General features: G+C 39.3%; 22 protein-coding genes and 3 tRNA genes. 12 read left to right on the top strand and 13 right to left on the bottom strand.

The window, feature by feature from the left end; genetic code table 11:
• The first annotated feature begins 37 nt into the window (after positions 1 to 37).
• The 7 genes from recA (at position 38) to I2E21_RS08755 (ending at position 6,715) form a co-directional block, all read left to right on the top strand.
• Positions 38 to 1,156 (top strand): recombinase RecA, encoded by a 1,119-nt coding sequence (recA, locus tag I2E21_RS08785; RefSeq protein WP_178586275.1) that lies wholly within the window; start codon positions 38 to 40, stop codon positions 1,154 to 1,156.
• On the top strand, positions 1,156 to 1,773 hold the full coding sequence (locus tag I2E21_RS08780) for a regulatory protein RecX (protein ID WP_195411085.1): 618 nt from the start codon (positions 1,156 to 1,158) through the stop codon (positions 1,771 to 1,773). The genes recA and I2E21_RS08780 overlap by 1 nt, the downstream gene beginning before the upstream one ends.
• A complete protein-coding gene (rimO, locus tag I2E21_RS08775) occupies positions 1,763 to 3,109 on the top strand; it encodes a 30S ribosomal protein S12 methylthiotransferase RimO (RefSeq protein ID WP_195411084.1) in 1,347 nt (448 codons plus the stop codon). Before I2E21_RS08780 ends, rimO begins: the two co-directional genes overlap by 11 nt.
• Positions 3,110 to 3,176: 67 nt before the next feature.
• Positions 3,177 to 3,767 carry a CDP-diacylglycerol--glycerol-3-phosphate 3-phosphatidyltransferase gene (pgsA, locus tag I2E21_RS08770; protein ID WP_195411083.1) on the top strand — a complete coding sequence of 197 codons (591 nt, stop codon included), beginning with the start codon at positions 3,177 to 3,179 and terminating at the stop codon, positions 3,765 to 3,767.
• Between the two features lie 29 nt (positions 3,768 to 3,796).
• The gene (epsC, locus tag I2E21_RS08765; protein WP_022235027.1) at positions 3,797 to 4,447 is read left to right on the top strand and encodes a serine O-acetyltransferase EpsC; all 651 of its coding nucleotides are present in this window, start codon (positions 3,797 to 3,799) and stop codon (positions 4,445 to 4,447) included.
• 12 nt (positions 4,448 to 4,459) lie between these two features.
• A complete protein-coding gene (cysS, locus tag I2E21_RS08760; RefSeq protein ID WP_195411082.1) occupies positions 4,460 to 5,857 on the top strand; it encodes a cysteine--tRNA ligase in 1,398 nt (465 codons plus the stop codon).
• A 78-nt stretch (positions 5,858 to 5,935) separates the two neighbouring features.
• Positions 5,936 to 6,715 (top strand): polysaccharide deacetylase family protein, encoded by a 780-nt coding sequence (locus I2E21_RS08755; protein WP_195411081.1) that lies wholly within the window; start codon positions 5,936 to 5,938, stop codon positions 6,713 to 6,715.
• Between the two features lie 262 nt (positions 6,716 to 6,977).
• On the opposite strand, the gene I2E21_RS08750 is transcribed toward I2E21_RS08755, so the two are convergent.
• The 3 genes from I2E21_RS08750 to spoIIID form a co-directional block, all read right to left on the bottom strand.
• The gene (locus I2E21_RS08750; RefSeq protein ID WP_195411080.1) at positions 6,978 to 7,163 is read right to left on the bottom strand and encodes a hypothetical protein; all 186 of its coding nucleotides are present in this window, start codon (positions 7,161 to 7,163) and stop codon (positions 6,978 to 6,980) included.
• 122 nt (positions 7,164 to 7,285) lie between these two features.
• A complete protein-coding gene (locus tag I2E21_RS08745; protein ID WP_186935678.1) occupies positions 7,286 to 8,491 on the bottom strand; it encodes a DegT/DnrJ/EryC1/StrS aminotransferase family protein in 1,206 nt (401 codons plus the stop codon).
• Positions 8,492 to 8,629: 138 nt separating this feature from the next.
• Positions 8,630 to 8,926, bottom strand: coding sequence for a sporulation transcriptional regulator SpoIIID (spoIIID, locus tag I2E21_RS08740; protein ID WP_022235032.1), 297 nt, complete (start codon positions 8,924 to 8,926; stop codon positions 8,630 to 8,632).
• Positions 8,927 to 9,195: 269 nt separating this feature from the next.
• Between spoIIID and I2E21_RS08735 the strand changes: the two genes are divergently transcribed.
• Positions 9,196 to 10,731, top strand: coding sequence for a dockerin type I repeat-containing protein (locus I2E21_RS08735; RefSeq protein ID WP_195411079.1), 1,536 nt, complete (start codon positions 9,196 to 9,198; stop codon positions 10,729 to 10,731).
• 238 nt (positions 10,732 to 10,969) lie between these two features.
• Here the strand turns inward: I2E21_RS08735 and I2E21_RS08730 are convergent, their stop codons facing one another.
• Positions 10,970 to 11,848 carry a DUF624 domain-containing protein gene (locus I2E21_RS08730; protein WP_195411078.1) on the bottom strand — a complete coding sequence of 293 codons (879 nt, stop codon included), beginning with the start codon at positions 11,846 to 11,848 and terminating at the stop codon, positions 10,970 to 10,972.
• Between the two features lie 359 nt (positions 11,849 to 12,207).
• On the opposite strand from I2E21_RS08730, the gene I2E21_RS08725 reads away from it, so the two are divergent.
• The 3 genes from I2E21_RS08725 (at position 12,208) to I2E21_RS08715 (ending at position 15,442) form a co-directional block, all read left to right on the top strand.
• Positions 12,208 to 13,554, top strand: coding sequence for an ABC transporter substrate-binding protein (locus tag I2E21_RS08725; protein WP_022235035.1), 1,347 nt, complete (start codon positions 12,208 to 12,210; stop codon positions 13,552 to 13,554).
• A gap of 101 nt (positions 13,555 to 13,655) precedes the next feature.
• Entirely contained in the window at positions 13,656 to 14,534 is an 879-nt protein-coding gene (locus tag I2E21_RS08720; RefSeq protein WP_022235036.1) for a sugar ABC transporter permease, read from the top strand.
• 86 nt (positions 14,535 to 14,620) lie between these two features.
• Positions 14,621 to 15,442, top strand: coding sequence for a carbohydrate ABC transporter permease (locus tag I2E21_RS08715; RefSeq protein ID WP_186935951.1), 822 nt, complete (start codon positions 14,621 to 14,623; stop codon positions 15,440 to 15,442).
• An 85-nt stretch (positions 15,443 to 15,527) separates the two neighbouring features.
• On the opposite strand, the gene I2E21_RS08710 is transcribed toward I2E21_RS08715, so the two are convergent.
• The gene (locus I2E21_RS08710; RefSeq protein ID WP_022235038.1) at positions 15,528 to 17,483 is read right to left on the bottom strand and encodes a fructose-bisphosphatase class III; all 1,956 of its coding nucleotides are present in this window, start codon (positions 17,481 to 17,483) and stop codon (positions 15,528 to 15,530) included.
• A 204-nt stretch (positions 17,484 to 17,687) separates the two neighbouring features.
• Here I2E21_RS08710 and I2E21_RS08705 point away from each other — a divergent pair, with 204 nt between their 5' ends.
• On the top strand, positions 17,688 to 18,332 hold the full coding sequence (locus I2E21_RS08705) for a hemolysin III family protein (RefSeq protein ID WP_022235039.1): 645 nt from the start codon (positions 17,688 to 17,690) through the stop codon (positions 18,330 to 18,332).
• A gap of 261 nt (positions 18,333 to 18,593) precedes the next feature.
• Here the strand turns inward: I2E21_RS08705 and I2E21_RS08700 are convergent, their stop codons facing one another.
• The 8 genes from I2E21_RS08700 to I2E21_RS08665 form a co-directional block, all read right to left on the bottom strand.
• Positions 18,594 to 19,568: a Gfo/Idh/MocA family oxidoreductase gene (locus I2E21_RS08700; protein ID WP_195411114.1), complete on the bottom strand. Its 975-nt coding sequence runs from the start codon at positions 19,566 to 19,568 to the stop codon at positions 18,594 to 18,596.
• Positions 19,569 to 19,954: 386 nt separating this feature from the next.
• Entirely contained in the window at positions 19,955 to 20,587 is a 633-nt protein-coding gene (locus I2E21_RS08695) for an acyl-CoA thioester hydrolase/BAAT C-terminal domain-containing protein (RefSeq protein WP_279310061.1), read from the bottom strand.
• 50 nt (positions 20,588 to 20,637) lie between these two features.
• Positions 20,638 to 20,722: transfer RNA gene (locus tag I2E21_RS08690), tRNA-Tyr, on the bottom strand.
• Between the two features lie 37 nt (positions 20,723 to 20,759).
• Positions 20,760 to 20,835: transfer RNA gene (locus I2E21_RS08685), tRNA-Thr, on the bottom strand.
• 804 nt (positions 20,836 to 21,639) lie between these two features.
• Positions 21,640 to 21,716, bottom strand: a tRNA-Arg gene (locus I2E21_RS08680).
• Between the two features lie 38 nt (positions 21,717 to 21,754).
• Positions 21,755 to 23,653 (bottom strand): ribosomal protection-like ABC-F family protein, encoded by a 1,899-nt coding sequence (gene abc-f, locus I2E21_RS08675; RefSeq protein WP_195411076.1) that lies wholly within the window; start codon positions 23,651 to 23,653, stop codon positions 21,755 to 21,757.
• A gap of 41 nt (positions 23,654 to 23,694) precedes the next feature.
• A complete protein-coding gene (locus I2E21_RS08670) occupies positions 23,695 to 24,054 on the bottom strand; it encodes a DUF5658 family protein (protein ID WP_207735328.1) in 360 nt (119 codons plus the stop codon).
• Positions 24,055 to 24,117: 63 nt separating this feature from the next.
• On the bottom strand, positions 24,118 to 25,563 hold the full coding sequence (locus tag I2E21_RS08665; protein ID WP_195411074.1) for a TrkH family potassium uptake protein: 1,446 nt from the start codon (positions 25,561 to 25,563) through the stop codon (positions 24,118 to 24,120).
• Between the last annotated feature and the right edge of the window lie 12 nt (positions 25,564 to 25,575).

Raw genomic sequence — 25,575 nt, 5'->3', positions numbered from 1 at the left:
CTAAAATTTAACCTGCATATACGGGAGGTACTTAATAATGGCTTTAGATAAGGAAAAAGCGCTGCAAACTGCGCTTACTCAAATAGAAAAGCAATTCGGTAAAGGTGCGGTTATGCGCCTTGGCGAAAATAAACATATGAATGTTGACCACATTTCAACAGGTTCTCTCACACTTGACATCGCACTCGGTATCGGTGGTCTTCCACGAGGCAGAATCGTTGAAATTTACGGCCCGGAATCTTCGGGTAAAACCACGCTTTCACTCCACTGCATTGCAGAGGGACAGAAAAACAACGGTAATGTTGCCTTTATAGATGTTGAGCACGCACTTGACCCTACCTACGCTGCTGCACTCGGAGTAGATGTTGACTCCCTCCTCGTTTCACAGCCTGACACAGGTGAGGACGCACTTGAAATTGCAGAAGCACTTATCCGAAGCGGCGCTATTGATGTAATCGTTATCGACTCGGTTGCCGCTCTTGTGCCAAAGGCTGAAATCGAAGGTGAAATGGGCGACAGCCATGTAGGCTTACACGCAAGACTTATGTCACAGGCATTAAGAAAACTTGCGGGCGCAATCAACAAGAGCAACTGCGTAGCTATCTTTATCAACCAGCTGCGTGAAAAAGTCGGCGTTGTTTACGGCAACCCGGAAGTTACCACGGGCGGCAGAGCGCTTAAGTTCTACAGCTCGGTAAGAATAGATATTCGTAAGCAGGAAGTTCTTAAGCAAAACGGCGAAATGATAGGTGCACACACAAAAGCAAAAGTCGTTAAGAACAAACTTGCACCGCCGTTCAGAGAGGCAGAGTTTGACATTATGTACGGCAAGGGTATTTCAAGAACAGGCGAATTGCTTGACCTCGCAGTAAAGGCAGATGTTGTTCAGAAAGCAGGCGCATGGTTCAGCTATGACGGCAAGCGCCTCGGACAAGGCAGAGATAATGTAAAGGAACTTCTTGAAAACGACAAAGAACTTTCAAAAGAAATTGAAGATAAGCTTATGGCAAATATAGACAAGGTTGTTGCGGCAAGCTCTCCTGCCAAAAAGGGCGCAAAGGCAAAGATAACCGAAGTTGCCAACGCTAAAAAGCCCGCCGACGCTCCTGCAGAAAATGCAAACAGCGCAAACATTGATGTGCTTGTTGACGAATAATGAAAATTACAGAAATCAAACCACGCAGAAAAAGGCTTAGCGCTGTTTATATTGACGGCGAATTTGCCGTTTCTCTCGACACACAAACGCTGATTGAAAACCGCTTTGATGTCGGCAGAGAGATAGACGACGAAGATTTGCACGAAATTATAAAACTAAGCAATGAAAGGCGTGCAAAAGAAAAAGCTCTTTGGCTGTTGTCGTACAGAGAACATTCAAAAAAAGAGCTTGAGGATAAAATCCGCCGTACGGCAGACGAAGATTCTGCACAGAAAGCTGTTGACAGAATGGAAGAGCTCGGCCTTGTGGATGACGAGCGTTTTGCAAGACACTATGCCGAAAAACTGCTCAACTCCAAGCATATGTCAAAGCGTGGCATTGCCTTTGAACTTACAAGAAAGGGCATTGATAAAGAAACCGCCGAACAGTTATGTGATGAACTTGATATTGATGTTCACGAACAAATAAGAGCGGTTATTGAGAAAAAATATAGGAATCTATCCGATGAAAAGGTAAAAAGAAGAGCTGTTGCCGCACTGCAAAGGCTCGGTTACCGCTGGGACGACATAAAAAGCGTTCTTTCGGAATATAATGAGGATGAAACAGATGAGTTCTAAAGTTGGTATTGTATCACTCGGTTGCCCTAAAAATCAGGTTGACGCTGAAATGCTGCTTTTTACATTAAAAAGCAAGGGTTTTGAATTAGTAAACGACCCCGCAGACGCAGATGCGGTTATTGTAAACACCTGCGGATTTATTGAATCGGCAAAACAGGAAAGCATTAACGAAATTATAGAGCTTGGCAAGCTAAAGCAAGAGGGCAAAATCAAAGCCATTATTGTAACAGGTTGTCTTGCAGAGCGCTATAAAAACGAAATCACCCGTCAGCTTTACGAAGTTGACGCAGCACTCGGAATCGGCGCTAACTCTCAAATTGCGGATGTTGTAGCCGAGTTGCTTTCGGATAATACAGAACATAAAGAAAAAATCGAGGAATTTCCCGACAAACAGCTTTTATGTCTTGAGGGCAGAAGAATACAGTCAACTCCTCCCTACACCGCTTATCTCAAAATTGCGGAGGGCTGCGACAACCGTTGTACATACTGCGCAATTCCTATGATTAGAGGTAAATTCAGAAGCCGCCAACCCGATGCGGTTGTTGAAGAAGCAGAACAGCTTGCCAAAGACGGCGTAAAAGAGATTATTGTTATTGCTCAAGATACAACACGCTACGGTGAAGACCTTTTCGGTGAGCCTTACCTTGCAAAACTTTTAAAAAGACTCTGTAAAATTGACGGATTAAAATGGATAAGAGTGCTTTATTGCTATCCGGACAGACTTACAGATGAACTTATCGACACCTTTGCAGAGGAAGAAAAACTTGTTAATTACATAGATTTACCGCTCCAGCATTGCGACGGCAACATTTTAAAGAGAATGAACAGACACGGCAATCGTGAAAGTCTTACCGCATTACTTAACAAGTTAAGAGCAAAAGTACCCGATATTATTCTTCGTTCAACATTTATTACAGGTTTCCCGGGCGAAACCGACGAACAGTTTGAGGAACTTGCGGAGTTTGCCGCTGAAATTAAATTCCAGCGCCTGGGTTGCTTTGCCTACTCGGCAGAAGAAGGCACACCTGCGGCAAGTTTTCCCGACCAGATTGACGATGAAATCAAACAACACAGAGCCGATATTATTATGGAACATCAGCAGAGCGTTATGGCAGAATACTGCGAAAGCCTCATCGGCAAAGAAATTGAGGTGCTTGTAGAAGGTTATGACAGAATTGCGGAATGTTTCTACGGCAGAACCTATGCCGACGCACCTGAAATTGACGGATGTGTATTCTTTACCGCAAACGGCACCAAACCACAGCCCGGCAGTTTTGTAAAGGTTAAGATTACAGATTGTACGGATTGTGACCCAATCGGCGAATTGGCAGAATAATTTTATTTACATATAACCGACATCGGCATATAATATAATGGTGTCAAAAGGAGATCAGAGGGCAATTATGAATTTACCGAACAAACTTACTTTAAGCAGAATAATACTTGTGCCGTTCTTCGTGGCATCCTTGTTAATAAATTTTCCTTTTCACACAGCAGTTGCCCTTGTAATTTTTGTTGTGGCAACTTTTACAGATATGTTTGACGGTAAAATCGCAAGAAGCAGAGGACTTGTAACCGATTTCGGCAAGTTTGCAGACCCGCTTGCAGACAAAATTCTTGTATTAAGCGCATTGCTTTGCTTTGTGCAAACAGGTTGGTGCGACTGCATCGCAGTTATTATCGTACTTTTCAGAGAATTTTCAGTAACCTCTATCCGCCTTGTTGCCGCCTCAAAAGGCAAAGTCGTTGCCGCAAATATTTTCGGCAAAATCAAAACCGTAACCCAGCTTGTAGCTATTATTGCCGTACTGTTAATGCAGTTTTTAATTGAATTATTTACCGTAAAATCTGCATTTTCCGTTGATACAATTTTGTATCTCCAAGGCATATTTACAGTAGTTTCACTTTGCCTTATTTGGATTTCAACAATTATGGCTCTTGTTTCGGGCGTAATTTATATTGTTCAGAACAAGCAGTTTATAGCAGACATGTAAAAAATCAACACCACATCGGATGTGATACTTTGTTTAAAACACTAAAGGCCGACCTTGACGCCGTTATGGAGCGTGACCCTGCCGCAAGAAACCGAGCCGAAGTATTCTTTTTATACTCGGGTTTTAAGGCTGTGCGCTCTCACCGTAAGGCTAATTGGTTTTTAAGGCACAATATGAAGTTTATTGCCCGCTGGATTTCACAGCGCAGCAGGCATAAAACAGGAATAGAAATACACCCGGGAGCTACCATAGGCAAGGGATTATTTATTGACCACGGTATGGGCGTAGTTATCGGTGAAACAACTATCATCGGCGACAACTGCACAATTTATCAGAATGTAACCCTCGGCGGTACAGGTAAAGATACGGGAAAACGACACCCTACACTCGGCAACAATGTGCTTGTAGGTTCGGGTGCAAAGGTACTCGGCCCGTTTAAAGTCGGAGATAACGCACGAATTGCCGCAGGTGCGGTAGTATTGAGCGAAATTCCGCCGAATGCCACAGCGGTAGGTGTACCTGCCCGTGTGGTGAAAATCAACGGAATACGCAGCGAAACTCTCGACCAGATTCATGTTTCAGACCCTGTCGCACTTGCACTTTGCAGTCTGGAACAAAAAATTACAGATCTACAAAAAGAAATTGACGCTCTAAAGGCAGAAAAGGAAAGCAAAAAGTAAAGGAGCAGTAAAATGATTTTATACAATTCATTGGGACAGACAAAACAGGAATTTATACCTCATACAGCAGGCAAGGTTAATATGTACACCTGCGGCCCTACTGTTTACCACTTTGCCCACATCGGCAACCTTAGAACTTATATTATGGAAGATGTGCTTGAAAAGTACCTTCGTTTTGCGGGATATGATGTTAAGCGTGTTATGAATATCACCGATGTCGGCCACCTTTCAAGCGATGCGGATACAGGCGAGGACAAAATGCTCAAAGGTGCAAAGCGTGAGCACAAGACTGTTATGGAAATCGCAAAGTTTTACACTGACGCATTTTTTGAGGACTGCAAAAAGCTCAACATCAAAAGACCTGATGTTGTAGAGCCTGCAACAAACTGCATTGACGAGTTTATTCATATGGTTTCTGTTCTGCTTGAAAAAGGCTATGCCTATATTGCAGGCGGCAATGTATATTTTGATACTTCAAAACTTGATAATTACTATGTTTTCGGAAATATGAACGAAGATGACCTTGCTGTCGGCGTTCGTGACAGCGTTGAAGAAGACAACAATAAGCGTAATAAAGCGGACTTTGTTCTCTGGTTTACCAAGTCAAAATTTGACTCACAGGAGCTTAAGTGGGAAAGCCCATGGGGCGTCGGTTATCCGGGCTGGCATATTGAATGTTCAGCTATCAGCTGTAAGCACAACGGCGAGTATCTCGACATTCACTGTGGCGGTATTGACAACGCTTTCCCACACCACACCAATGAAATTGCACAGAGCGAGGCTTACCTCGGTCACAAGTGGTGCAAGTATTGGTTCCATGTACTCCACCTCAATGATGCAAGAGGTAAAATGAGTAAATCAAAGGGTGATTTTCTTACTGTATCTTTGCTTGAGAGCAAGGGCTACAATCCGCTTGTTTACCGTTTGTTCTGCTTGCAGAGCCACTACCGCAAGCCGCTTACTTTCTCTTATGACAGTCTTGACAATGCGGCTATCGCTTATGACAAACTCATTAAGAAGATTTCTACACTTTCTCCTGACGGAGAGCCTGATATGGAAGCTGCCAAGCCTTATCTTAATGAATTTAATGACGCTCTCGGCAACGACCTTAACACTTCACTCGGTCTTACTGCCGTTTACAGCGTATTAAAAGGCAATATCAGCGACGCAACTAAACTTTATCTCATAGGTGAATTTGACAAGGTTCTCTCTCTTGACCTTACAAAAGCACAGGAGAATAAGTCTGAAAGCCCTGTAAACGAAGAAGTTGAGTCACTTATTGCACAGCGTACAGAGGCTCGTAAAAACAAAGACTGGGCAACTGCCGACGCTATCCGTGACAAACTTAAAGAAATGAAAGTTGTTGTGGAAGATACAAAAGACGGCATTAAGTGGCATTTTGAAAACTGATTTTAAAAACGAATAGAATAAAATAAAAATCCCTTTCATATACTTTGACATAAGCAAAGTCAATATGGAGGGGATTTTATGCGTCTTTATATAATAACAAAACGAACCTTATTTTCAATTGGATTTTGTCTGCTGATTGGTGTAATTGCGGGCGGAATTGCTTTGACTTCTACCGTACAGGCAATTCAGACCGCAAGCGCACAGCGAGAAATCCCCATTTACTGCGTTGATACAGACAAAAAGCAGGTAGCGCTGTCTTTTGACGCCGCATGGGGCAACGAGCAAACCGAGCATTTGCTTGATATTCTCGATAAATACAATGTAAAAACAACATTTTTCCTTGTCGGCGACTGGGTGGAAAAATACCCCGAATCAGTCAAGGAAATTGCAAAGCGAGGGCACGATGTGGGCAATCACAGCAATACGCATCCGCATATGACGCAAATGTCGGTTGATGATATGAACACTCAGATACAGACCTGCAACGAAAAGATTAAGGCTTTAACGGGCAACTGCCCAACCCTGTTTCGTGCTCCTTACGGTGACTACAACAACGATGTGGTAAAAACGGTAAAAGCTAATAATATGTACTGCGTGCAGTGGGATGTTGACAGTCTTGATTGGAAAGACCCTACTCCAAATCAGATTACCCTGAACATAACAAATAAACTTAAAGACGGCAGTATTATACTTATGCATAACGGCGCAACAAATACACCCGAAGCTCTGCCAATGGTAATTGAGGCTATAAAAGCACAGGGATACGAAATAGTGCCTATAAGCCAAATTTTGTTAAAAGGCAATTACACAACCGATGTACAAGGTAAAATGCTCCCTGCTCAAAATGCTACATCATAATGTTTTAGCGAAGTAACAATCAGGCAACCACTAAGCTATATGCCAAAATTATAAACATTTGGTCTGAATTTTTAATTATACCTCTTAAATTCTTCTCTGATTAACAGCAAAAAGCCTCCGCAATCAAGCGGAGGCTGATTTTATGGGATTTATTCTGCAACCTGATTAATAATAGCAAACTGATAAGCTGTAATCAGGTTAGCTCTCTGTCGCCAAAGAGTCAAAAGCTATTTGTATCATAGAGCAATGTAAGCTGATCAAGTTATCCGTTAATCCGGTTGAGCTTATTCTTTGTTGCGGTTGAAAGCTTTGCGTTTGCAAACTCACCGTTAAGTATAGCGTCTTTCAAAGCCTTTCTCTGCTCGCTTGTAACAGTCACCTTTGGAATATCCTGCGGCTTTGCAAGTGAATATGTGCTTGTGCTGTCTGAAGTTATTGATGCAGCCACAATGGCATTGTCAATAAGTTTATTATTATATATTAAATGTTAAAACAAAAATTCCCTTACAAACCGATATAAATTTAACCTAACCGGTCTGTAAGGAAGTTTTTATTAAATTACATTAAATTTTACTTTAAAGTATTAATACACTGTTTAAAAGTTTCAATAACATACCATGCGTCATCGTCCGACATGGTTGTATTGAGCGGAAGTGTAAGCTGATTTTTATGCATATTATAGGTATTCGGATAATCCGAAATCTTAAAGCCTCTCTTTTTGTATGCGGAAAGCATTGGGAGTGGCTTAAAGTGAACATTGCACATAACACCGTTTTCCGCCATCATATTGTAGAACTTGTTACGATACTCGTCATCTTTTCCGATAAAGCGTACAAAATACAAATGACCGCTGCTCCTGTGATTTTCGTCGCAATGGTTAAGCACCTGAATAGGCAAATCCTTAAATTCCTCGTTATACACACGGATAAGCTCGTGACGGCGTTCAAGGATTTTTTCGTATCTTTGCAGCTGAACCACACCGAGTGCCGCAAGAACATCCGGCATATTACATTTATATTGAGTATCCACAACATCATATTCCCAAGACGCTACCTTGTTCTTCTGATAAGCGTCCTTTGTCTGACCGTGAAGTGACAAAAGCATATACTGCTTGTATATGTCGTCCTCGTCAAGCCATTCGTGCGGACGGTGAACGGCTGCGCCGCCCTCAGCAGTAGTCATATTTTTAACTGCGTGAAAACTGAAGTTTGTAAAATCGGCAATTTCTCCGCACATTTTGCCTTTTCTTCTTGCGCCAAAGGCATGTGCGCCGTCTGCCATAACAATTACTCTTCCGAATTTCTCCTGAATTTCATTCTTTGGCTTAAACACGCTTTTCTGTCGTTCAACAGCCTCAAAAATTCTGTCATAATCGCAGATAACACCCGCAAGGTCAACAGGAATGATTGCCTTTGTGTTGTGATTTATGGCAGCCTCCATTTTGTCATAATCCATCTCAAAGCTGCCGCTTTTGCAGTCAATCATAACGGGCTTTGCACCGACATGATAAACTATAGACGCTGTAGCTGTGTAAGTATATGCAGGTAAAATTACCTCGTCGCCCGGTCCGATACCGAGAATACGAAGTGTAAGTTCTGCGCAAGAGGTTTGTGAAGAAAGGCAAGCCGCACGCTCAACATTGCAATATTCTGCAATACGGCTTTCAAAAAGTTTTGTTTCGGGACCTGTAGTAATCCAGCCCGACTTTAAAACCTTTACAACCTCGTCAATTTCAGCCTGTGTAATATCAGGCGGCGAAAACGGAATTTTTCTCATTTCAACTTCTCCTTGTAACGGGATATTCAGTGAAAACAATAAGTATATAAAAATACTATAAAATCTATATTTGTAATTAAATGCTAAACTTCATTATACATCATATGTTTATAAAAGTAAAGCAAACAAATTGACTTTTCACTGATTTTGTTCACTATTTTTTAATTTTTCCCTCTCCTGTGCCTGTTTTTTAAGTAAATATTTATTCTTTGTTGCCATTCCGCCTCTTATATGTCTTTCGCTTTTGTTGGTTTCGAGTATTTGCCGCACCTCTCTGTACAATGCAGGATTTACCTTTCTTAATCTTTGGCTTACATCTTTATGTACTGTTGACTTTGAAATTCCGAATTTTTTAGCGGCTTTTCTTACGGTTGCCTTGCTTTCTATTATATATTCGCCGAGCATTGCCGCCCGTTCCTCAACTATACCTTTCATAAATTCCCCTCCGAATGGTTTATGGTAAATTATATGAAAGTGGCAACTTGTGTATGCAAGATAATATCATTTGTGGAAATCAGACATTTTGTTACAGAATATTTATGTAAAAGCAACACAGAAATTGCGGCTTTTGTAGATAATAATAAAAAGAAGCGGCAAAGTTTGTGAGTTTATTTGCCTTGTTATATATTTATATTTATGCTAAAATGTAAATAGTAAATAAAACATTTTTAGTTACTATGTTCAAAATAAAGGAGGCTGTAATTATGAAAAAACACAGTCGCTTATACAAAATGTTATCTGTTTTTTCAGCACTTGCAATTACTGCGCCTATGTTTGTAATCTCCGCATCAGCCTCTGTGAACGATTCCTCTGTAGGCAACCCAAACTATATTTCATATAATCAGGATTTTTACAATTCAAACTCCGAGCTTTGCAATACCCTTATAGACAGTATGGAAAATTTGAACAGCGAAATTGATGTTGAAAAATATCAATTATCTATAAATGATATAAAAACAGCTATGCGCACGGTATTGGAAATAAGCCCCGACCTTTTCTATGTAAGCAAAACCACCTACGGTCTTGCAATCGGTTCTTGCGTAGCAAGAGTTATTCCTACATATATATATTCAAACGAACAGATTGTACAAATGAGAAGCGAGCTTGAAAGCAAGACAAATGAAATTCTTGCAAAAATTCAGCCGAATATGACTGATTTTCAAAAAGCCGCAATAATTCACGATGAAATTGTACTTAACTGTGAATACTCAAATTCACCTGACGCACAATATACCCGTACTTCCGTTTATGATTGTATTGTAAACGGATATGCAAATTGCCAGGGCTATGCAAGCTCAATGTCTTATTTGCTTGAAAAAGTAGGTATTAATTCCGAAATTGTTGAATCCTCTCAAATGAATCATATTTGGAATCTCGCTGAAATTGGCGGAAATTATTATCATATTGACGCTACATTTGATGATCCTACGCCCGACAGATACGGTTTTGTATCACACAAATATTTTCTGTTGAGCGACAGCGCAATTAAAACATCGTCGGATATTTCGGTGCATTACGGATTTAAAACAAACAATTCTTGTACCGGCACCGCTTATGATAACTCATATTACAAAAATCTTAACACAAAATTCTGTTACTCAAATAATCTTTTTTATGCCGCAGACAATAGCAACAGCGGTAAAAACTCAAAAAAACTTGTTGCTTTCAATCCCGAAACCGGTTATGCAGAACCTGTAGCGGATATTTCCGATAAATGGTACACTAACGGCGGTTTAAGCTATTGGCACGACAGTTTTGTAAGTACAGACGAATACAACGGCAATATCTATTTTAACCTTAACAATTTTGTATGCAAATACAATACTGCAAACGGAACGGTAACCCAAGTTACAAATAAAATCAATACTTCAAACTATGCATACATCTATGGTATGAAAGTTGATAACGACGGAAATTTTCTTGCAGATGTAAAAAAATCCCCGTTTGACGATGCAAATATTATTAAACTTAATGTTTTGCCTGAAAACAAACAGGAAAAACTTGATATTGGTTTTGGCAAAGTAAACACTGATTTGTTAATTCCTCCTAAATTTTTATTAGGTGATATTAATGAGGACGGCAATCTTTCAATTCTTGATGTTACTCTTTTACAAATGATTTGCACAAATTCACTTGATGCAAAAGAATCGCAAAAACTTGCGGCGGACTATAACGCTGACGGACAAATTGATGTTAATGATGCAACCGCATTGCAAATTTATATTTCTAAAAACAGTTAGTAGTTTTTTCATTTTATACCATTTTTCCGAAAAGACATCTTCAAGTAATGAGGGTGTCTTTTTTATTCCGTTTTTATATCGGAGTAAAGGAGTTAAAATAAGGTTTAGCAAAATACTTTGTTATAGTCTTATATTTTTTGTAATACTATGTTAAACCATAATATTCCCACTTAAAAAAAGTACAAAAGCAAAACTCCGCACAGGTCAGCCGACAACCTATGCGGAGCGTAATTTTATATTATTTTTCTGTTTTACTGTCTGTAGTATTTGATTCTCTCTTAATCATTTTTCCGTTGACAAAGACATAATCATTACTGCTGTCTGCTCTTTCGACTGCCTGCTGTTCAACTATTTTCTCTACTTTTTCTTCAAATTCTTTATCAACCAATAAATCTTTACCTGTAAAAGAACCAACATTTTCCTGTAATCCCTTTGCTATTATGACATTCACACCATAAGTTGCTATCAAGGGATAGAATAAAACCGCAACTGTTATTGCAATCACCAGCATTGCTCCCTCTGCTGCGGCAATCCATAATATAAAACCAAGCGATACAGCAATAAAGAAAAGCATTGCAAGAATATTTTTAAGGATATTACCGAAAACAAGTATAAAAGAATTTTTATAAATATCTGATATTTTCAGTTCATACGTAACCGACATTATCGGCACATAAAACATCATAGATGTAAGAATAAGCGAAAACAGAACATATACGGTAAGCATTGAACCGTATGCAAGACTTGAACCGAGCAATGAAAAATAATACATAAACGCAAATATCGAACAAGCAATAATTGCGTAAGTAACAACTCCGTGCAATAAAAACGCCTTAAAATTCTCTTTAACTGTACCGAAAAATGTTTTTGCAACCGGTACATCCTTTTTTTCAATTCCTATTTTTCGCACCGTCATAACAAGTCCTGCAAAAAACGGCATTGACGGAATAATTCCCAGACACCATACTATAATATTGTTAAAACCCGTAAGATAACCTATCAAAACAAACAACGCCGTAAATGCCGCAAACGCAACTGCATTGATAAGTTGGGCAAGCAGTAATTTGGGAAATTCAGTAAAAAACCGTGCAAAAGCACTATTTGAAAAACTGTTCATAAAAACCTTCTCTTTTAAAAGATATTAATACAATTCTACCACATTATAAGCTTTTATAGCAATAGTAATTTAACATTAATAAATTACAAAACTGTAAATTCAACCGATTATTTATGCTGTTTTGATATGATTACGGCGAAACAAGTCAGATTTTCACTGCAAAACTTGCCGTAATTTTTTGTAATTATTCATTTTATGCAACACCATGTTTTAAAAACAGATATAAATTTTTTAAACTTTTTTCAAAAAACTCTTGCAACTGTGACAAAAATATGTTATCCTTGTGATAACGAAGAAAAGCAAGGATTGCTTTTCACAATGCTCGCAAAGAGTAAATAATTGAAATTAAGGTGAAAATTATGAAAAAGTCAACAATCATAAGAGCATCTGCTCTTTCCGTTGCTGCTCTCATGGCTGCAACATCACTCGTAGGCTGCGGCGGCAACTCAAGTTCAAGCGACAGCGGTAGCAAATCAGACGGCGCTAAAAAAGGTTCGGTTTATTATTTAAACTTTAAACCTGAGCAGGACAAGGATTGGCAGGCTTTAGCAGCTAAGTACACAGAAGAAACAGGCGTTAAGGTTACTGTTGAAACTGCTGCCGAGGGTACATACGAATCAACCCTTACAGCTGCAATGGATAAGGACAACGCTCCTACACTCTTCCAGGTAAACGGCCCTGTAGGTCTTGCAAACTGGAAAGATTATTGCTATGACCTTAAAGATTCACAGCTTTATTCACAGCTAACAAATCAGGATTTTGCTCTTAAAGAAGGCGACAGCGTTTACGGCATTGCTTATGTTGTAGAAACATACGGTATTATTTACAACAAGACACTTCTTAAGAAATATTTTGATTCTGATTTTGCAACAATTAAATCAATTGACAAGCTCAACAACTTTGCAGCTTTAAAGACTGTTGCAGACGAAATTCAGGCTCACGCTTCTGACCTTGGCGTTAAGGGCGCATTCACATCGGCAGGTATGGATTCATCTTCAGACTGGAGATTCAAGACTCACCTTGCTAACCTCCCAATCTACTATGAGTACAAGGCAGACGGCATTACTTCAACAGACGCTATCAAGGGTACATACCTTGACAACTACAAGAACATCTTTGATCTTTACATCACAGATTCAACTTGTGCTCCGACTGATCTTGCAAACAAGACAGCTACAGACGCTGTAACAGAGTTTACATCAGGCGAGGCTGTATTCTATCAGAACGGTACTTGGGAATACACAGGTATTAAGGACGCAGGTCTTACAGACGACGATCTCGGTATGCTCCCGATTTACATCGGTGTTGACGGCGAAGAGAACCAGGGACTTTGCACAGGTTCTGAGAACTACTGGTGTGTAAACAAAAACGCAAGTGAAGATGACATCAACGCAACACTTGATTTCTTAGACTGGTGTGTAACAAGCGAAGCAGGTACATCTGCAATGGCTGACAATATGGGCTTTGTAATTCCTTTCAAGAACGCTAAGGAAGCTACAAATGTATTTGTAAAGGCTGATGCTGAATACACAGCAGCAGGCAAAACTCCGGTAAGTTGGAACTTTACAACAATGCCAAGTGAAGACTGGAAAAACGGCGTAGGTACAGCTCTTACACAGTATGCAGCAGGCACAGGCTCATGGGATGATGTTAAGACAGCATTCGTACAGGGCTGGGCTACAGAATACGCTAAGGCTAACGGCTAATCCGTAAATCCATTAATCATTAAAGGTTAAAATGTATGGCAGGGGAGGCGGCATCGTCTTCCCTGTTTTTTTGACAGAAAGTTTGACAGAAAGGTAAAAATATGTTTAAAAAACGCAGCAGAAAAATATATTTTCTTGTTTTTGTTGTGCCTACTCTTATTGCTTTTATGATCGGCTTTATATACCCATTCTTTCAGGGCATATACCTTTCGTTCTGTAAATTTCGTACAACAAGTAATGCAACCTGGGTAGGTTTTGACAACTACATAAAAGCTTTTCAGAACGAATCGTTTATCCGCTCATTCTGGTTTACCGCACTTTTTGTGGTAGTATCGGTAATTCTCATTAACGCAATCGCTTTCTTTGTCGCCTATGCTCTTACGCTTGGCATAAGAGGCTCAAATGTTTTCAGAACCGTGTTCTTTATGCCAAACCTTATTGGCGGTATTATTCTCGGTTACATTTGGAAACTTATATTTGACGGTATTTTACAGAATTTCGGCACAAACATTGTGCTTGATGCTAACTTCGGCTTTTGGGGACTTATAATTCTTATGTGCTGGCAGCAAGCCGGATATATGATGATTATTTACATAGCCGGTTTCCAAAGCGTTCCGTCCGACCTCTATGAAGCAGCAAAAATAGACGGTGCAAACAAAAAGCAGTTACTTACAAATGTAACTCTTCCAATGATGGCTCCATCAATTACAATTTGTACATTCCTTACACTTACAAACTCATTTAAATTGTTTGACCAGAACCTTGCCCTCACAGGCGGTGCTCCGGGCGTTCTATCTGAAACAAGCGGTACAATGATTTATCAGACACAGATGATGGCTCTCAATATTTACAACACATTCTACGCTAACCAGAACTCAAGAGGTGTTGGACAGGCTGAGGCTGTAATCTTCTTTGTAATTGTTGTAATTATAGCACTTGCACAGCTTTACTTTACAAGAAAGAGGGAGGTGCAGCAGTAATGGCTAACGAAACAACTAAAGTTGCTCCTGCAACAAAAGTTAAGGCTAAAAAAGAAAAGCCGCCTAAGAAAAAGCAAACAAAGGGTATGAAAATACTCACAGTTATTTTTTCAATAATTTCTGTATTTTATGTTGCACCTGTTTTTATTGTTCTTATGAACTCGTTTAAAACAAATGCAGGTATCAGTAAGTATCCGTTTGCATTGCCGAATGCAGAAACTTTTTACGGACTTAAGAGCTATATTACAGGTATGTTCTTCGGTAACTTCCCATTTTGGAAAACCATTTTATGCTCACTTTTTATTACCGTTGGCGGTGTATTTCTGATTTTGCTCTGCACATCAATGTGTGCATGGTATTTACAGAGATCAAACTCAATTATCTGCAAAATCATCTACTACTTCTGCATTTTCTCAATGGTAGTACCTTTCCAGATGGTTATGTTTACTCTTGCAAAAACAGCCGACAACCTTCACCTCACAAACCCTGTAGGTATTCTTGTAATTTACCTCGGTTTCGGTGCAGGTCTTGCGGTATTTATGTTCTCGGGGTTTGTAAAATCAATTCCGATTGAAATTGAAGAGGCAGCCGATGTTGACGGTGCAGGTCCGCTAAAAACTTTCTTCGGCATAGTTCTTCCGATTATGAAACCGACATTTATTTCGGTTGGTATTCTCGAAACAATGTGGATCTGGAACGACTATCTTCTCCCTTATCTTATTCTTGATAAGTCGCTTTACAAAACCATTCCTATTCATATTCAGTATCTTAACGGCAGCTACGGTCACACAGACACAAGTGCCATTATGGCGCTTATCGTGCTAAGTATTATTCCGATAATTATTTTCTACTTTGCTTGTCAGAAATATATCATCGAAGGCGTTGTAGCCGGTGCCGTAAAGGGTTAAAAATTTTTCAGGACATTTCCAATGTGGAAATGTCCTGATTTTTTGTATAAGCAAAGCCGAACTCAATCAAGAGCTCGGCTTTATTTTAATTCTTCTGATTTTGTCTTAGTGTACCGTTGCGATAGGCTTTTATTAGGTCTTTTAAATCTTTTATGTTCTCTCGTATTTTTTTGCCGTTGTCGGTGTCCCCCACAAGTATTCGCTTTTGGCTTACTTCAGTTGCCACCTGATTGGTCTGCATATCTCTGCCGCTGCGGATTGTATAATCAACCGATTTAAACGGCTCGTGAGCGGTCAGCATTAAACCGTATGAATTATAAATCAGCGTATAACCCGCAATACCCGTAACTTTATGATACGGTTGAGAAAATCCGCCGTCAATTATAATAACCTTGCCGTTACATTTAACGGGGCTTTCGCCCTCTGTATGGTGAATAGGCACATGACCGTTTATAATATGAGCATTGTCGCCCTTTATACCGAACATTTTAAAAATTCTGTCTACAACCTCTTCATCATTAAATAGTCTGTAATAAACATCTTTTATTTCTTTATGGGTGCTCTCGTCTGCGATAAAATACCGTTCAAATGTAGTCATTTTATCCCTGCCGTACAGCGGAGAATCCGCACCGTTCCACAAGAACCACAAAATGTCCCTGCCCACTCGCTTTTCTTCTTCATTCACGGAGAAAAACGCTTTTCTGGCGCAGCGCTCAAGTTCATCGTAAAGTTCTTTTCCGCATAAATCTTCACCAAAAAGATTTATATTTCTGAAACTGCCGTCCTCATTCATCGGAATACAACCGTGGAAAAGCAGATTATTATTGCAAACCTTATAAAGACTTCCTTTTTGCAAAAGTAAATTAATATGTGATTTCAGCTTTGAACAGTTCACAAATGAATTGCATAGCTTTGCAATTACCGACTGTTCTTCACTTGTAAGCTCATAAGGATTATTAAAATCAATTGTCGGGAAATATCGGTCAAGCATAGGATATTCCTTACCGTCAATTGTAACCGTTCCTTTGTCTGCGTCAATTTTGTCAAGCAAGCGTCTGTTATCCATATTATACTCGGGATGTTTTGCTATTAACTGTCCCTCAAGTTTAAACTGAATAATCGTAATCGCCTTGTGCATTTTCATTGCGAGCACAGTTTGAGTATCCATTTCACTGCCATGGCGACTGCGAATTGTAAACTGAGCGCAGGGGTCATCTGCATAGGTTTCCATTGCAAAAAGCACGAGCGGCATCATACTGATTCCGTAACCGTTTTCAAGTACAGAGAGATTATCGTACAAAAGGCTTGTGCGCACAATATTTGCAATGCAGGCGGTCTGCCCTGCAAAAGCGCCCATCCACAGCACATCATGATTGCCCCACTGAATATCAAGAGAGTGATAATTGAGCAGGCTGTCCATAACAAAGTGCGAGCCATAGCCTCTGTCATAAATATCGCCGATAATATGCAGATGGTCGATAACAAGCCTTTGAATAAGATTTGACATCTCAACTATAAACTCGTCCGCACAACCTATCTCTATAATTGTATTTATAATTTCATCATAATAAGCCTTTTTATTAAGAACTTCTTTTTTCTCGGTAATAAGCTCCTCAATAACATATCTGAAATTTTCAGGCATAGCTTTTCTGACCTTTGAGCGTGTGTATTTTGAAGATACAATCTGACACACAGACACAAGTCTGTATAAGGTGGTGCGATACCAACTGCTGTCGGCTCTGCCCTGATTTTTTACATACTGTAATTTTTCTGACGGATAATAAATGAGTGAAGCCAAATCTTCTTTTTGGTCTTCAAAAAGAGTATCGCCGAAGACATCGTCAATCTTTTTCATCACAGCGCCCGACCCGTTGCGCAGTACATGGGCAAAGGCTTTGTATTCGCCGTGAATATCAGACAAAAAATGCTCTGTACCCTTTGGCAAATTTAAAATTGACTGCAAATTAATAATTTCCGTTGCAGCACTGTCTATGGTCGGATATTGCTTTGAAAGGCATTCCAAAAATCTTATTTTTTCCATAAATTCACCGCCAATTTCATTATACCCTTATTATATATTCAATTCTTGCATAATTCAATATTTTTATAAAAATCAATAAATCTGTTATGCCGAAAGTCAATAGCAAACGCTTTAGATTTTACAATTTGCATTATTCAGGATATTGAACAAAATCAATATAAAATGTATAATAAAATAAAATTCAACAATACTTGGAGGCATACAATGTCTGAAAAACGAAAATACACACTCGGAGAAGAAATTTTTAACTCTGTATCGCACGGTGTGGGCGCTTGCCTGTCTGTTGCCGGAACAGCAGTAATGATAGTCGCCTCGGTAATCCACACCGATGTATGGGGAATTGTCAGCTCGTGTATATACGGTGCTTCGCTGATTATTCTTTACACAATGTCAACTCTTTATCATTCGTTTACAAACAAAAAAGCCAAGGCTTTTTTCAGAATAATGGACCACAATACAATTTTTCTGCTGATTGCGGGAACATACACACCCATTACTCTTTACTATCTGCAAGGCGCAGTAGGTTGGATATTATTCGGAATAGTGTGGGGTGCGGCAATATTCGGAATTGTAATGAATTCAATTAACCTTGAAAAAGCACGAATACCGTCAATTTTCTGCTATGTGGCAATGGGATGGGTAATAATCTTTGCCATAAAACCGCTTATTGCATCAATGCCGAGTATTTCACTTGTATTTTTAATAATCGGCGGAGCTTTCTATACACTCGGAATTATATTTTACGCAATAAAAAAGGTAAAATACTTTCACTCAATATGGCATCTCTTCACCATTGCAGGCAGTGTTTTTCACTACTTTGCAATCTTACTCGGATTCTGGAATATATAACAAAAAGCGACTGTCTGCGGGCAGTCGTTTTTCATTGAAGCAGCGTTTGCAAACCGATAATTAATCCTATATTTTTCGGCTCTATGTCAATAGTTGGGGTAAATCCGAAAAATAAGAAAGATTCTTTATCAAAAGTTGGGGGAAATTATGATTTTCGCACAAATTAAGCGAAATAATTTTTAAATTCAGGTCAAGCCTTTTATAATTGCTCGATAAAGCAATTTGCTAAATCATAATAACTCAACCGTTAATGAATAACCGTTACTCTTCTTCCGGGTAGGTCATTCCCCATTCTTTGCGAATATCGGTCATAATTTTCATTACATCTCTTGTAAAATCAAGGTGCATTAAGTCAGCGTTACCTGCAACCGTTTGCTCCATATCTTCAACTTCATAAAGCAGGGCATTCTTGGTTTCGCCCTCACTTACAGTTTCTGTATGTCCGTCATCTGTGTATGTTATAACCGCTTTCTGTCCTCTCGGATATTCAAAAATTTCAACATATCCTTTGTCAAAAGCAATTGTGCCACGCTTTGGCTGTTTTGCGTGCAGTGAAAGTATCACAGACGCCATCTCTTCCTCTTTGTTTTTAAGAAGAATACTTGCCTGTTCATCAACTCCCGTTTGCGCATATTTGACTTGTGAGAGCACTTCGTTGGGGCAAGAGGTCATAAACCATCTTACAAAAGAAAGCGCATATACACCAATATCAAGCATTGCACCGCCCGCAAGATTTCTGTTAAAAAATCTGTTTTTCATATTATATTCTTTGTAACTGCCAAAATTCATCTGCAAAAGTCTTAACTCGCCCAAATCGCCCGACTGTATTTTTTCGTTGAGCGCTTTATAAATCGGCATATGGTAAATTGTCATAGCCTCGGCAAGCACAACATTATTTTCCTTTGCAAGTTTTATTGCCTCTTCAAGTTCTTCCGAATTAAGCGTTATTGATTTTTCGCAAAGCACATGCTTTTTCGCTTTCAGCGCCTTTCTTAAATAAGAAATATGTGTATTATGCGGTGTAGAAATGTAAATAATATCAACATTTTCATCTTCAAACAGCTCGTCAATGCTGTTATAAACCTTTTCAATACCGTACTTTTCGGCAAAAGCAACCGCTTTTTCGTGAGTTCTGTTTGCCACAGAGTACAGCTTTTGTCCACGGCTCTGCATTGCTTGCGCAAGCTCGTTTGCAATTACACCGCAACCAAGTGTTGCCCAATTAAATGTCTTCATCATCACCATCTCCGTTTCATAATATAATACTTTCGTATTACAAAATCAGTATAGCATTACAAACGGCAATTGTAAATGTAACTGATGTTAATAATAAGTCAAATTTTGCTTTTTCATTTATAATAATTGCAGATTTTGATAATATCATTTATAATTATACCAGGAAATAAATAACGAAGATGTAATTACAACTTCCACACCTTCTCCGATAGATCAAACCGAAGCAAAAGAAAATGCTTATTATGACTTTTGGAACCTTGAATAAAATCAATCCGCTAAAATAATTTAACCTAAAGCCTAAAACCGCCGCTCAGATTTTTACTGAGCGGCGGTTTACTGTCTTAATTATTGATATTGTTTTGAATATTTGGATAATATTTTTAGAATCACATATTATTCCATTCACGCATAACCTTTCTTAATTTTAAATCAATATCAATTCTTGTCTGCCGACATTCATCGGCATGCTCTTTAGCTGATTTAAAAATAAATTTCATAACAAATTTTGAAAAGCCCGGCACAAGTAATTTAATTAATGTTTCAGGGAACACAAAATGAGTGCCGTATTTGTACACAAGCACCTCGTAATCACACTTATGAGGTGTTTTCTTTAATCGCTCGTCCATTCGTCTTATATACTTTCCCGTATTCCATAAAGTATCGTCATCTGCGCCGATTAAACATAACTTTCCGCAAATATTTTCAACCTTAATCATTTCTTTTTCGGTGAGATTATACGCTTTTTCGGAATCATCAAAAAGTTTTCTTGAACACAGCATATTGCCTGTTCCTTTTGTTTCCTGTTCTATCACTTTCCAATAATCAGGGTGTTTATACACAAAAGGCATATAACCAAGAGGTTTTCCATGCCACGATAATGTAGATTCACCCTCAATAGGCCATTCTTTACAGCCATCTTTATTACCTTGCATAAACCCCTGCCATACAAAGTCGCTTGGCGTCATTGCAACGGTTAAAGTAATATCAGAAAAATAAGATGCCGCCACCAAAGCAAGCATAAGCAACATACAGGCAAAAATAAAAATCCGTCCTCAATGAGAACGGATTTTGGTGGGAGAAGGTGGATTCGAACCACCGAAGTCAGTGACAACAGATTTACAGTCTGCCCCCTTTGGCCACTCGGGAATTCTCCCATATGTAAAGCCTACTGCCTAAACAGTAGGCTTCTTTTGGAGCTGGTGGACGGACTTGAACCCCCGACCTGCTGATTACAAATCAGCTGCTCTACCAACTGAGCTACACCAGCGTTTTTCGCTGTTTCACAAGAGATTTTGTTTTGTTTTTGTATCTCTCGTTGACTGCTCATATATAATACCATACGAGGTTCCAAATGTCAACACTTTTTTCAAACTTTTTTAAAAAATTTCAAAAAAGTTCTTCAGCCCCACAAAAGCGGCTTAAATCCTTTCGTTTTCTTTGTATATAAAAATAAAAAACACCGCAAAGGGTGTTTTTTATTTTTTGGCCCACCCGAAGTACTCTTTCTTATTCTTTTACTCTCTGCCTCGTATATAACGGCTTGTTCTCAATTATAATATCATCAACGCTCCTCCCTAAAAACAGTCCACCGGACTGTTTTCTTAACGGTCGGCTTCAAATCCCTTCGTTTTCTTTGTATATAAAAATAAAAAACACCTCAAAGGGTGTTTTTTATTTTTTGGCCCACCCGAAGTACTCTTTCTTATTCTTTTACTTTCTGCCTCGTATATAACGGCTTGTTCTCAATTATAATATCATCAACGCTCCTCCCTAAAAACAGTCCACCGGACTGTTTTCTTAACGGTCGGCTTCAAATCCCTTCGTTTTCTTTGTATATAAAAATAAAAAACACCTCAAAGGGTGTTTTTTATTTTTTGGCCCACCCGAAGTACTCTTTCTTATTCTTTTACTTTCTGCCTCGTATATAACGGCTTGTTCTCAATTATAATATCATCAACGCTCCTCCCTAAAAACAGTCCACCGGACTGTTTTCTTAACGGTCGGCTTCAAATCCCTTTGTTTTCTTTGTATATAAAAATAAAAAACACCGCAAAGGATGTTTTTTATTTTTTGGCCCACCCGAAGGGATTTGAACCCCCATTCTCCAGAATCGGAATCTGTTGCGTTATCCAATTGCGCCACGGATGGATATTCAGCCGTATTTTCATACGGCTTTTTATATTTAATTAATCTGAAAGTTCTTCCCAAATTGCGTACTGCTCTTCCTGCTCTTTTTGGAGATCCTCAAGCTTTTTGGTAAGTTCAATCAGCTTTTCGTAATCTGCCGCCACATCTTCGCTTGAAAGCAACTCCTGAGTTTGAGCAATCTCTACGTCAAGTCTTTCAATAGCCTCTTCTGCCTTTTTAAGTCTTGTCTGTCTTTTTCGCTCCTCGCTCTGTCTTTGCTTTTGCAGGAAATAATCATTCTGCGGTTTTTCTTTCTTTACCGCAACCTCTGCTTTAGCCTCTGTCTGCTCGGTTCTTATATGCTCAACATAATAATCGTAATTGCCGAGATATTCGGTTATACCGTTCTTATCAAGCACAAGCACTCTATCTGCCAACTTATTGATAAAATAACGGTCATGGCTGATTATGAGCAAAGTACCGCTATAGTCGGCAAGTGTTTTTTCGAGTTCTTCTCTTGATGCCGAATCAAGGTGGTTTGTAGGCTCGTCAAGCAAAAGGAAGTTACTGCCCTTAAGCATAAGTTTTGCAAGCGAAATTCTCGCTCTTTCGCCGCCGCTCATTTTTGAAAGAGGTTTAAATACCTCGTCACCTCTGAAAAGGAATGATGCAAGCGCACTTCGCACCTCTGTTTGAGTCATCTGAGGAAAAGTATCCCATATTTCATCTACGGCGGTATTTTCAAGGTTAAGGTTTTGCTGTAACTGGTCAAAGTAACCTACCGTTACATTTGTACCGTACTCGTACTCGCCGCTGTCCTGCGGGCATTTTCCCATTAAAATTCTGAACAGAGTTGTTTTTCCGCAGCCGTTACCGCCGAGAATAAATACTTTCTCGCCCTTTCTGATATGTATGTTTACATCAGAAAACAGCTTTTTATCTCCGAAAGATTTTGAAAGATTACTGCACATAAGAACATCATTGCCGCTTTCAATCTTCGGAGTAAATCTCATTTTTACGGTATCAAGCTCGCTTTCAGGCTTAACAAGCTGTGCCTTTATGCGGTCAGCCTCTTTTTGCTTGCTTGCGGCAGTAATAAAGTTTCTTTCTCTGCCCCAGCGTTTCTGCTGTTCTACTATGCCCTCTATACGCTTAATTTCGTTTAAGTCATTTTCATATTTATTCTTTAAAGACTCGTTATATGCCTCTTTTTTCTTGATAAATTCAGAGTACGAACCTTTATAGCACATTGTTTTGCAGTGCTCAAGTTCAATCGTCTTATTCGTTACATTATCAAGAAAATATCGGTCATGGCTAATGATTATCATTGCGCCCTTAAAATCACGCAAAAAGCTCTCAAGCCAATTTACTGCGCTTATATCAAGGTGGTTTGTAGGCTCGTCAAGCAAAAGGAAGTTGCTTTTTGAAAGCAAAAGTTTTGCAAGGCTTAATTTTGAACGCTGACCGCCGCTTAAATTTCCGACAGGCATATCAAGCTCCGCCTCTGTAAAGCCGAGCCCGAGCAAAGCCGAGCGTGTGCGGCTTTTGTATGTAAGTCCGCCAAGTCTTTCAAACTCGTCAATAAGCCTTGTCTGGCGTTCTACAAGCGCATTTAAGTCGCCGTCTTTATTTTCTATCGCATTTGTTACTTCGGCTATCTCCTGCTCTGTATCGGTCAAATAATCGAACACGGACAGCAGTTCGTTATAAATGCTGATTCGTGGATTATTGCAGGCATGCTGCTCCATATAGCCGACAACAGTATCCTTGGCAAAAACCACATTGCCCGATGTAGGTGAAATTTCGCCGTCCAATATTTTAAAGAGAGTTGTTTTGCCCACGCCGTTTGCACCGATAAAGCCAACTTTATCCCTTGACTCTACCTCAAACGATACATCGGTAAACAAATTTCTTTCTATAAATGTCATTGTAAGATTACTTACAGATAATGCGGGCAAAAACAACACCTCCGTCTTTACTCATTCTCTATTATTTTACATTAAAATATGAAAAAGAGCAATACAAAATTGAAAATATGCCAAAGATTTACGAGCATATATATAGAAATACCTACATACAGCATTATGTTTATTATAATACTGTCGCCTGCGTTCGCCCATTTGTTTACCAAGCAGCTCAACAGAATTACCGCAAGGGGAATTACTCCCTTGATTATAATTGTCTGCCAAAAATTGTTTAAAACAGGCTGCATAACAGGATTAGCCTCTGCAAAGTATCCGCTTGCAAGCAAAGCCTCAGTGCATATCCAATCCGTTATATTTAGAAAATACAGAAAAAACATCTTTTGATAAAAGGTGAATTTTATCCTTTTGGGTTTCTCTGCTTTTTCAACTGCCATGTTTATTGCCTCTGACATTAAAAATCACCTCACAACTATTATTTGCTGTGAGGTGGTTAAATATTACGATTTTTTCCATGCAGACGGTGCAAAAAGGAGCAAGAGCGGGTAAATCTCAAGTCTGCCTGCCAGCATATCGAAAATAAATACTATCTTTGACAAAATGCTGAAATCGGCATAATTTCCTACAGGGCCAACCGCACCAAGACCCGGGCCCGTATTGTTAAGATTTGCCGCTACCGCCGTAAAACTTGTTGTAAAGTCCATATTGTCTATGGAAACAAGCAAAAAGCTAATGGCAAACACACCTATATAAAGCACCAAATACATTGAAGTGGTACGCATAATATCGTGATTTACTGCCTTGCCGTCCATTTTTACGAGTTTAACATTTCGTGGGTGTACAAGGAGAGAAAATTCCTTTCTTACCTCCTTAAAAAGCAGGATAATACGGGAAATTTTAAATCCGCCGCCCGTACTGCCCGCCGAAGCACCGATAAATGTAAGAATTATAATAACCGTTTTTGAAAGTTCAGGCCATTTATTAACATCGGTAAGTCCGAAACCTGTTGTAGAAATAATTGATGATACATAGAAAAAGCTCTGATGGAAAGCGTCATACGGCTTGTAAATCGAGCTGATATTAAATGCAATAATTGCAGTTGAAACCGCCACTATTCCAAGGTATATCCACAATTCCTCAAATTTGAGCGATTGTTTGAATTTTCTTGCAATAAGACAGAGATATACCGAGAAATTTATGCCGAACAAAAGCATAAACACGGCAATTACAGTCTGCACATAATAGCTGTCAAAAGCCGCTGCGTTGCTGTTATATATTCCGAATCCGCCTGTACCGGCAGTTGAAAAACTTGTGTTTATTGCCTCAAATACATTAAGACCGCCAAACAAAAGCAAAATAAACTCAAGTGCGGTAAGAGTAATATAAATGCCGTAGAGCATAGTGGCATAATTTCTCATTCGAGGTACAGCCTTGCCTATGATAGGACCGGGGCTTTCTGCTTTCATAAGAAAAATATTCTGCTGACCGCCGAGCTTTGGAATTATGGCGAGCAAAAAGACGATAACGCCCATACCGCCTAACCAGTGAAGAAAACTTCTCCACATAAGCATACCTTTGCTAAGCGCCTCTACATCATTGAGAATTGTTGCGCCGGTTGTAGTGATACCCGATACGGTTTCGTAAAAAGCATCTATAAAAGACGGGATTTCTCCGCTAAGCCAAAACGGCATACAGCCTACAAGCGAAAGCAAAATCCAACTAAGCGCCGTTGATGCAAAACCTGCTTTTTGGTAAAGCACCATATTTTTAGGCTTTTTAACCTTTATAGCAAGTACACCGAGTATTGCGCTTACAACACCGGTAAGCACAAAATACCACGCCTCTTTTTCACCGTAAATTAAAGATGTAATTGTGCCTATCTGCATTGCAACGGCATCAACTATAAGCACCCAACCCAAAATATAAATAATACTTCGTTTATTCATAGTTATTTAACC

The organism is Ruminococcus sp. BSD2780120874_150323_B10 (genome assembly GCF_015553695.1).
Lineage (GTDB): Bacteria > Bacillota > Clostridia > Oscillospirales > Acutalibacteraceae > Ruminococcoides > Ruminococcoides intestinale_A.
The sequence above is the reverse complement of the archived record's forward strand: the minus strand, read 5'-3'. Positions and strand labels throughout refer to the sequence as shown.

Excerpts from the sequence above, each read along its gene's own strand:
- recA (WP_178586275.1), top strand. The coding sequence starts at position 38 with ATGGCTTTAGATAAGGAAAAAGCGCTGCAAACTGCGCTTACTCAAATA.
- I2E21_RS08780 (WP_195411085.1), top strand. The coding sequence starts at position 1,156 with ATGAAAATTACAGAAATCAAACCACGCAGAAAAAGGCTTAGCGCTGTT.
- rimO (WP_195411084.1), top strand. The coding sequence starts at position 1,763 with ATGAGTTCTAAAGTTGGTATTGTATCACTCGGTTGCCCTAAAAATCAG.
- pgsA (WP_195411083.1), top strand. The coding sequence starts at position 3,177 with ATGAATTTACCGAACAAACTTACTTTAAGCAGAATAATACTTGTGCCG.
- cysS (WP_195411082.1), top strand. The coding sequence starts at position 4,460 with ATGATTTTATACAATTCATTGGGACAGACAAAACAGGAATTTATACCT.
- I2E21_RS08755 (WP_195411081.1), top strand. The coding sequence starts at position 5,936 with ATGCGTCTTTATATAATAACAAAACGAACCTTATTTTCAATTGGATTT.
- I2E21_RS08745 (WP_186935678.1), bottom strand. The coding sequence starts at position 8,491 with ATGAGAAAAATTCCGTTTTCGCCGCCTGATATTACACAGGCTGAAATT.
- spoIIID (WP_022235032.1), bottom strand. The coding sequence starts at position 8,926 with ATGAAAGGTATAGTTGAGGAACGGGCGGCAATGCTCGGCGAATATATA.
- I2E21_RS08735 (WP_195411079.1), top strand. The coding sequence starts at position 9,196 with ATGAAAAAACACAGTCGCTTATACAAAATGTTATCTGTTTTTTCAGCA.
- I2E21_RS08730 (WP_195411078.1), bottom strand. The coding sequence starts at position 11,848 with ATGAACAGTTTTTCAAATAGTGCTTTTGCACGGTTTTTTACTGAATTT.
- I2E21_RS08725 (WP_022235035.1), top strand. The coding sequence starts at position 12,208 with ATGAAAAAGTCAACAATCATAAGAGCATCTGCTCTTTCCGTTGCTGCT.
- I2E21_RS08720 (WP_022235036.1), top strand. The coding sequence starts at position 13,656 with ATGTTTAAAAAACGCAGCAGAAAAATATATTTTCTTGTTTTTGTTGTG.
- I2E21_RS08715 (WP_186935951.1), top strand. The coding sequence starts at position 14,621 with ATGAAAATACTCACAGTTATTTTTTCAATAATTTCTGTATTTTATGTT.
- I2E21_RS08710 (WP_022235038.1), bottom strand. The coding sequence starts at position 17,483 with ATGGAAAAAATAAGATTTTTGGAATGCCTTTCAAAGCAATATCCGACC.
- I2E21_RS08705 (WP_022235039.1), top strand. The coding sequence starts at position 17,688 with ATGTCTGAAAAACGAAAATACACACTCGGAGAAGAAATTTTTAACTCT.
- I2E21_RS08700 (WP_195411114.1), bottom strand. The coding sequence starts at position 19,568 with ATGAAGACATTTAATTGGGCAACACTTGGTTGCGGTGTAATTGCAAAC.
- I2E21_RS08695 (WP_279310061.1), bottom strand. The coding sequence starts at position 20,587 with ATGCTTGCTTTGGTGGCGGCATCTTATTTTTCTGATATTACTTTAACC.
- I2E21_RS08670 (WP_207735328.1), bottom strand. The coding sequence starts at position 24,054 with ATGGCAGTTGAAAAAGCAGAGAAACCCAAAAGGATAAAATTCACCTTT.
- I2E21_RS08665 (WP_195411074.1), bottom strand. The coding sequence starts at position 25,563 with ATGAATAAACGAAGTATTATTTATATTTTGGGTTGGGTGCTTATAGTT.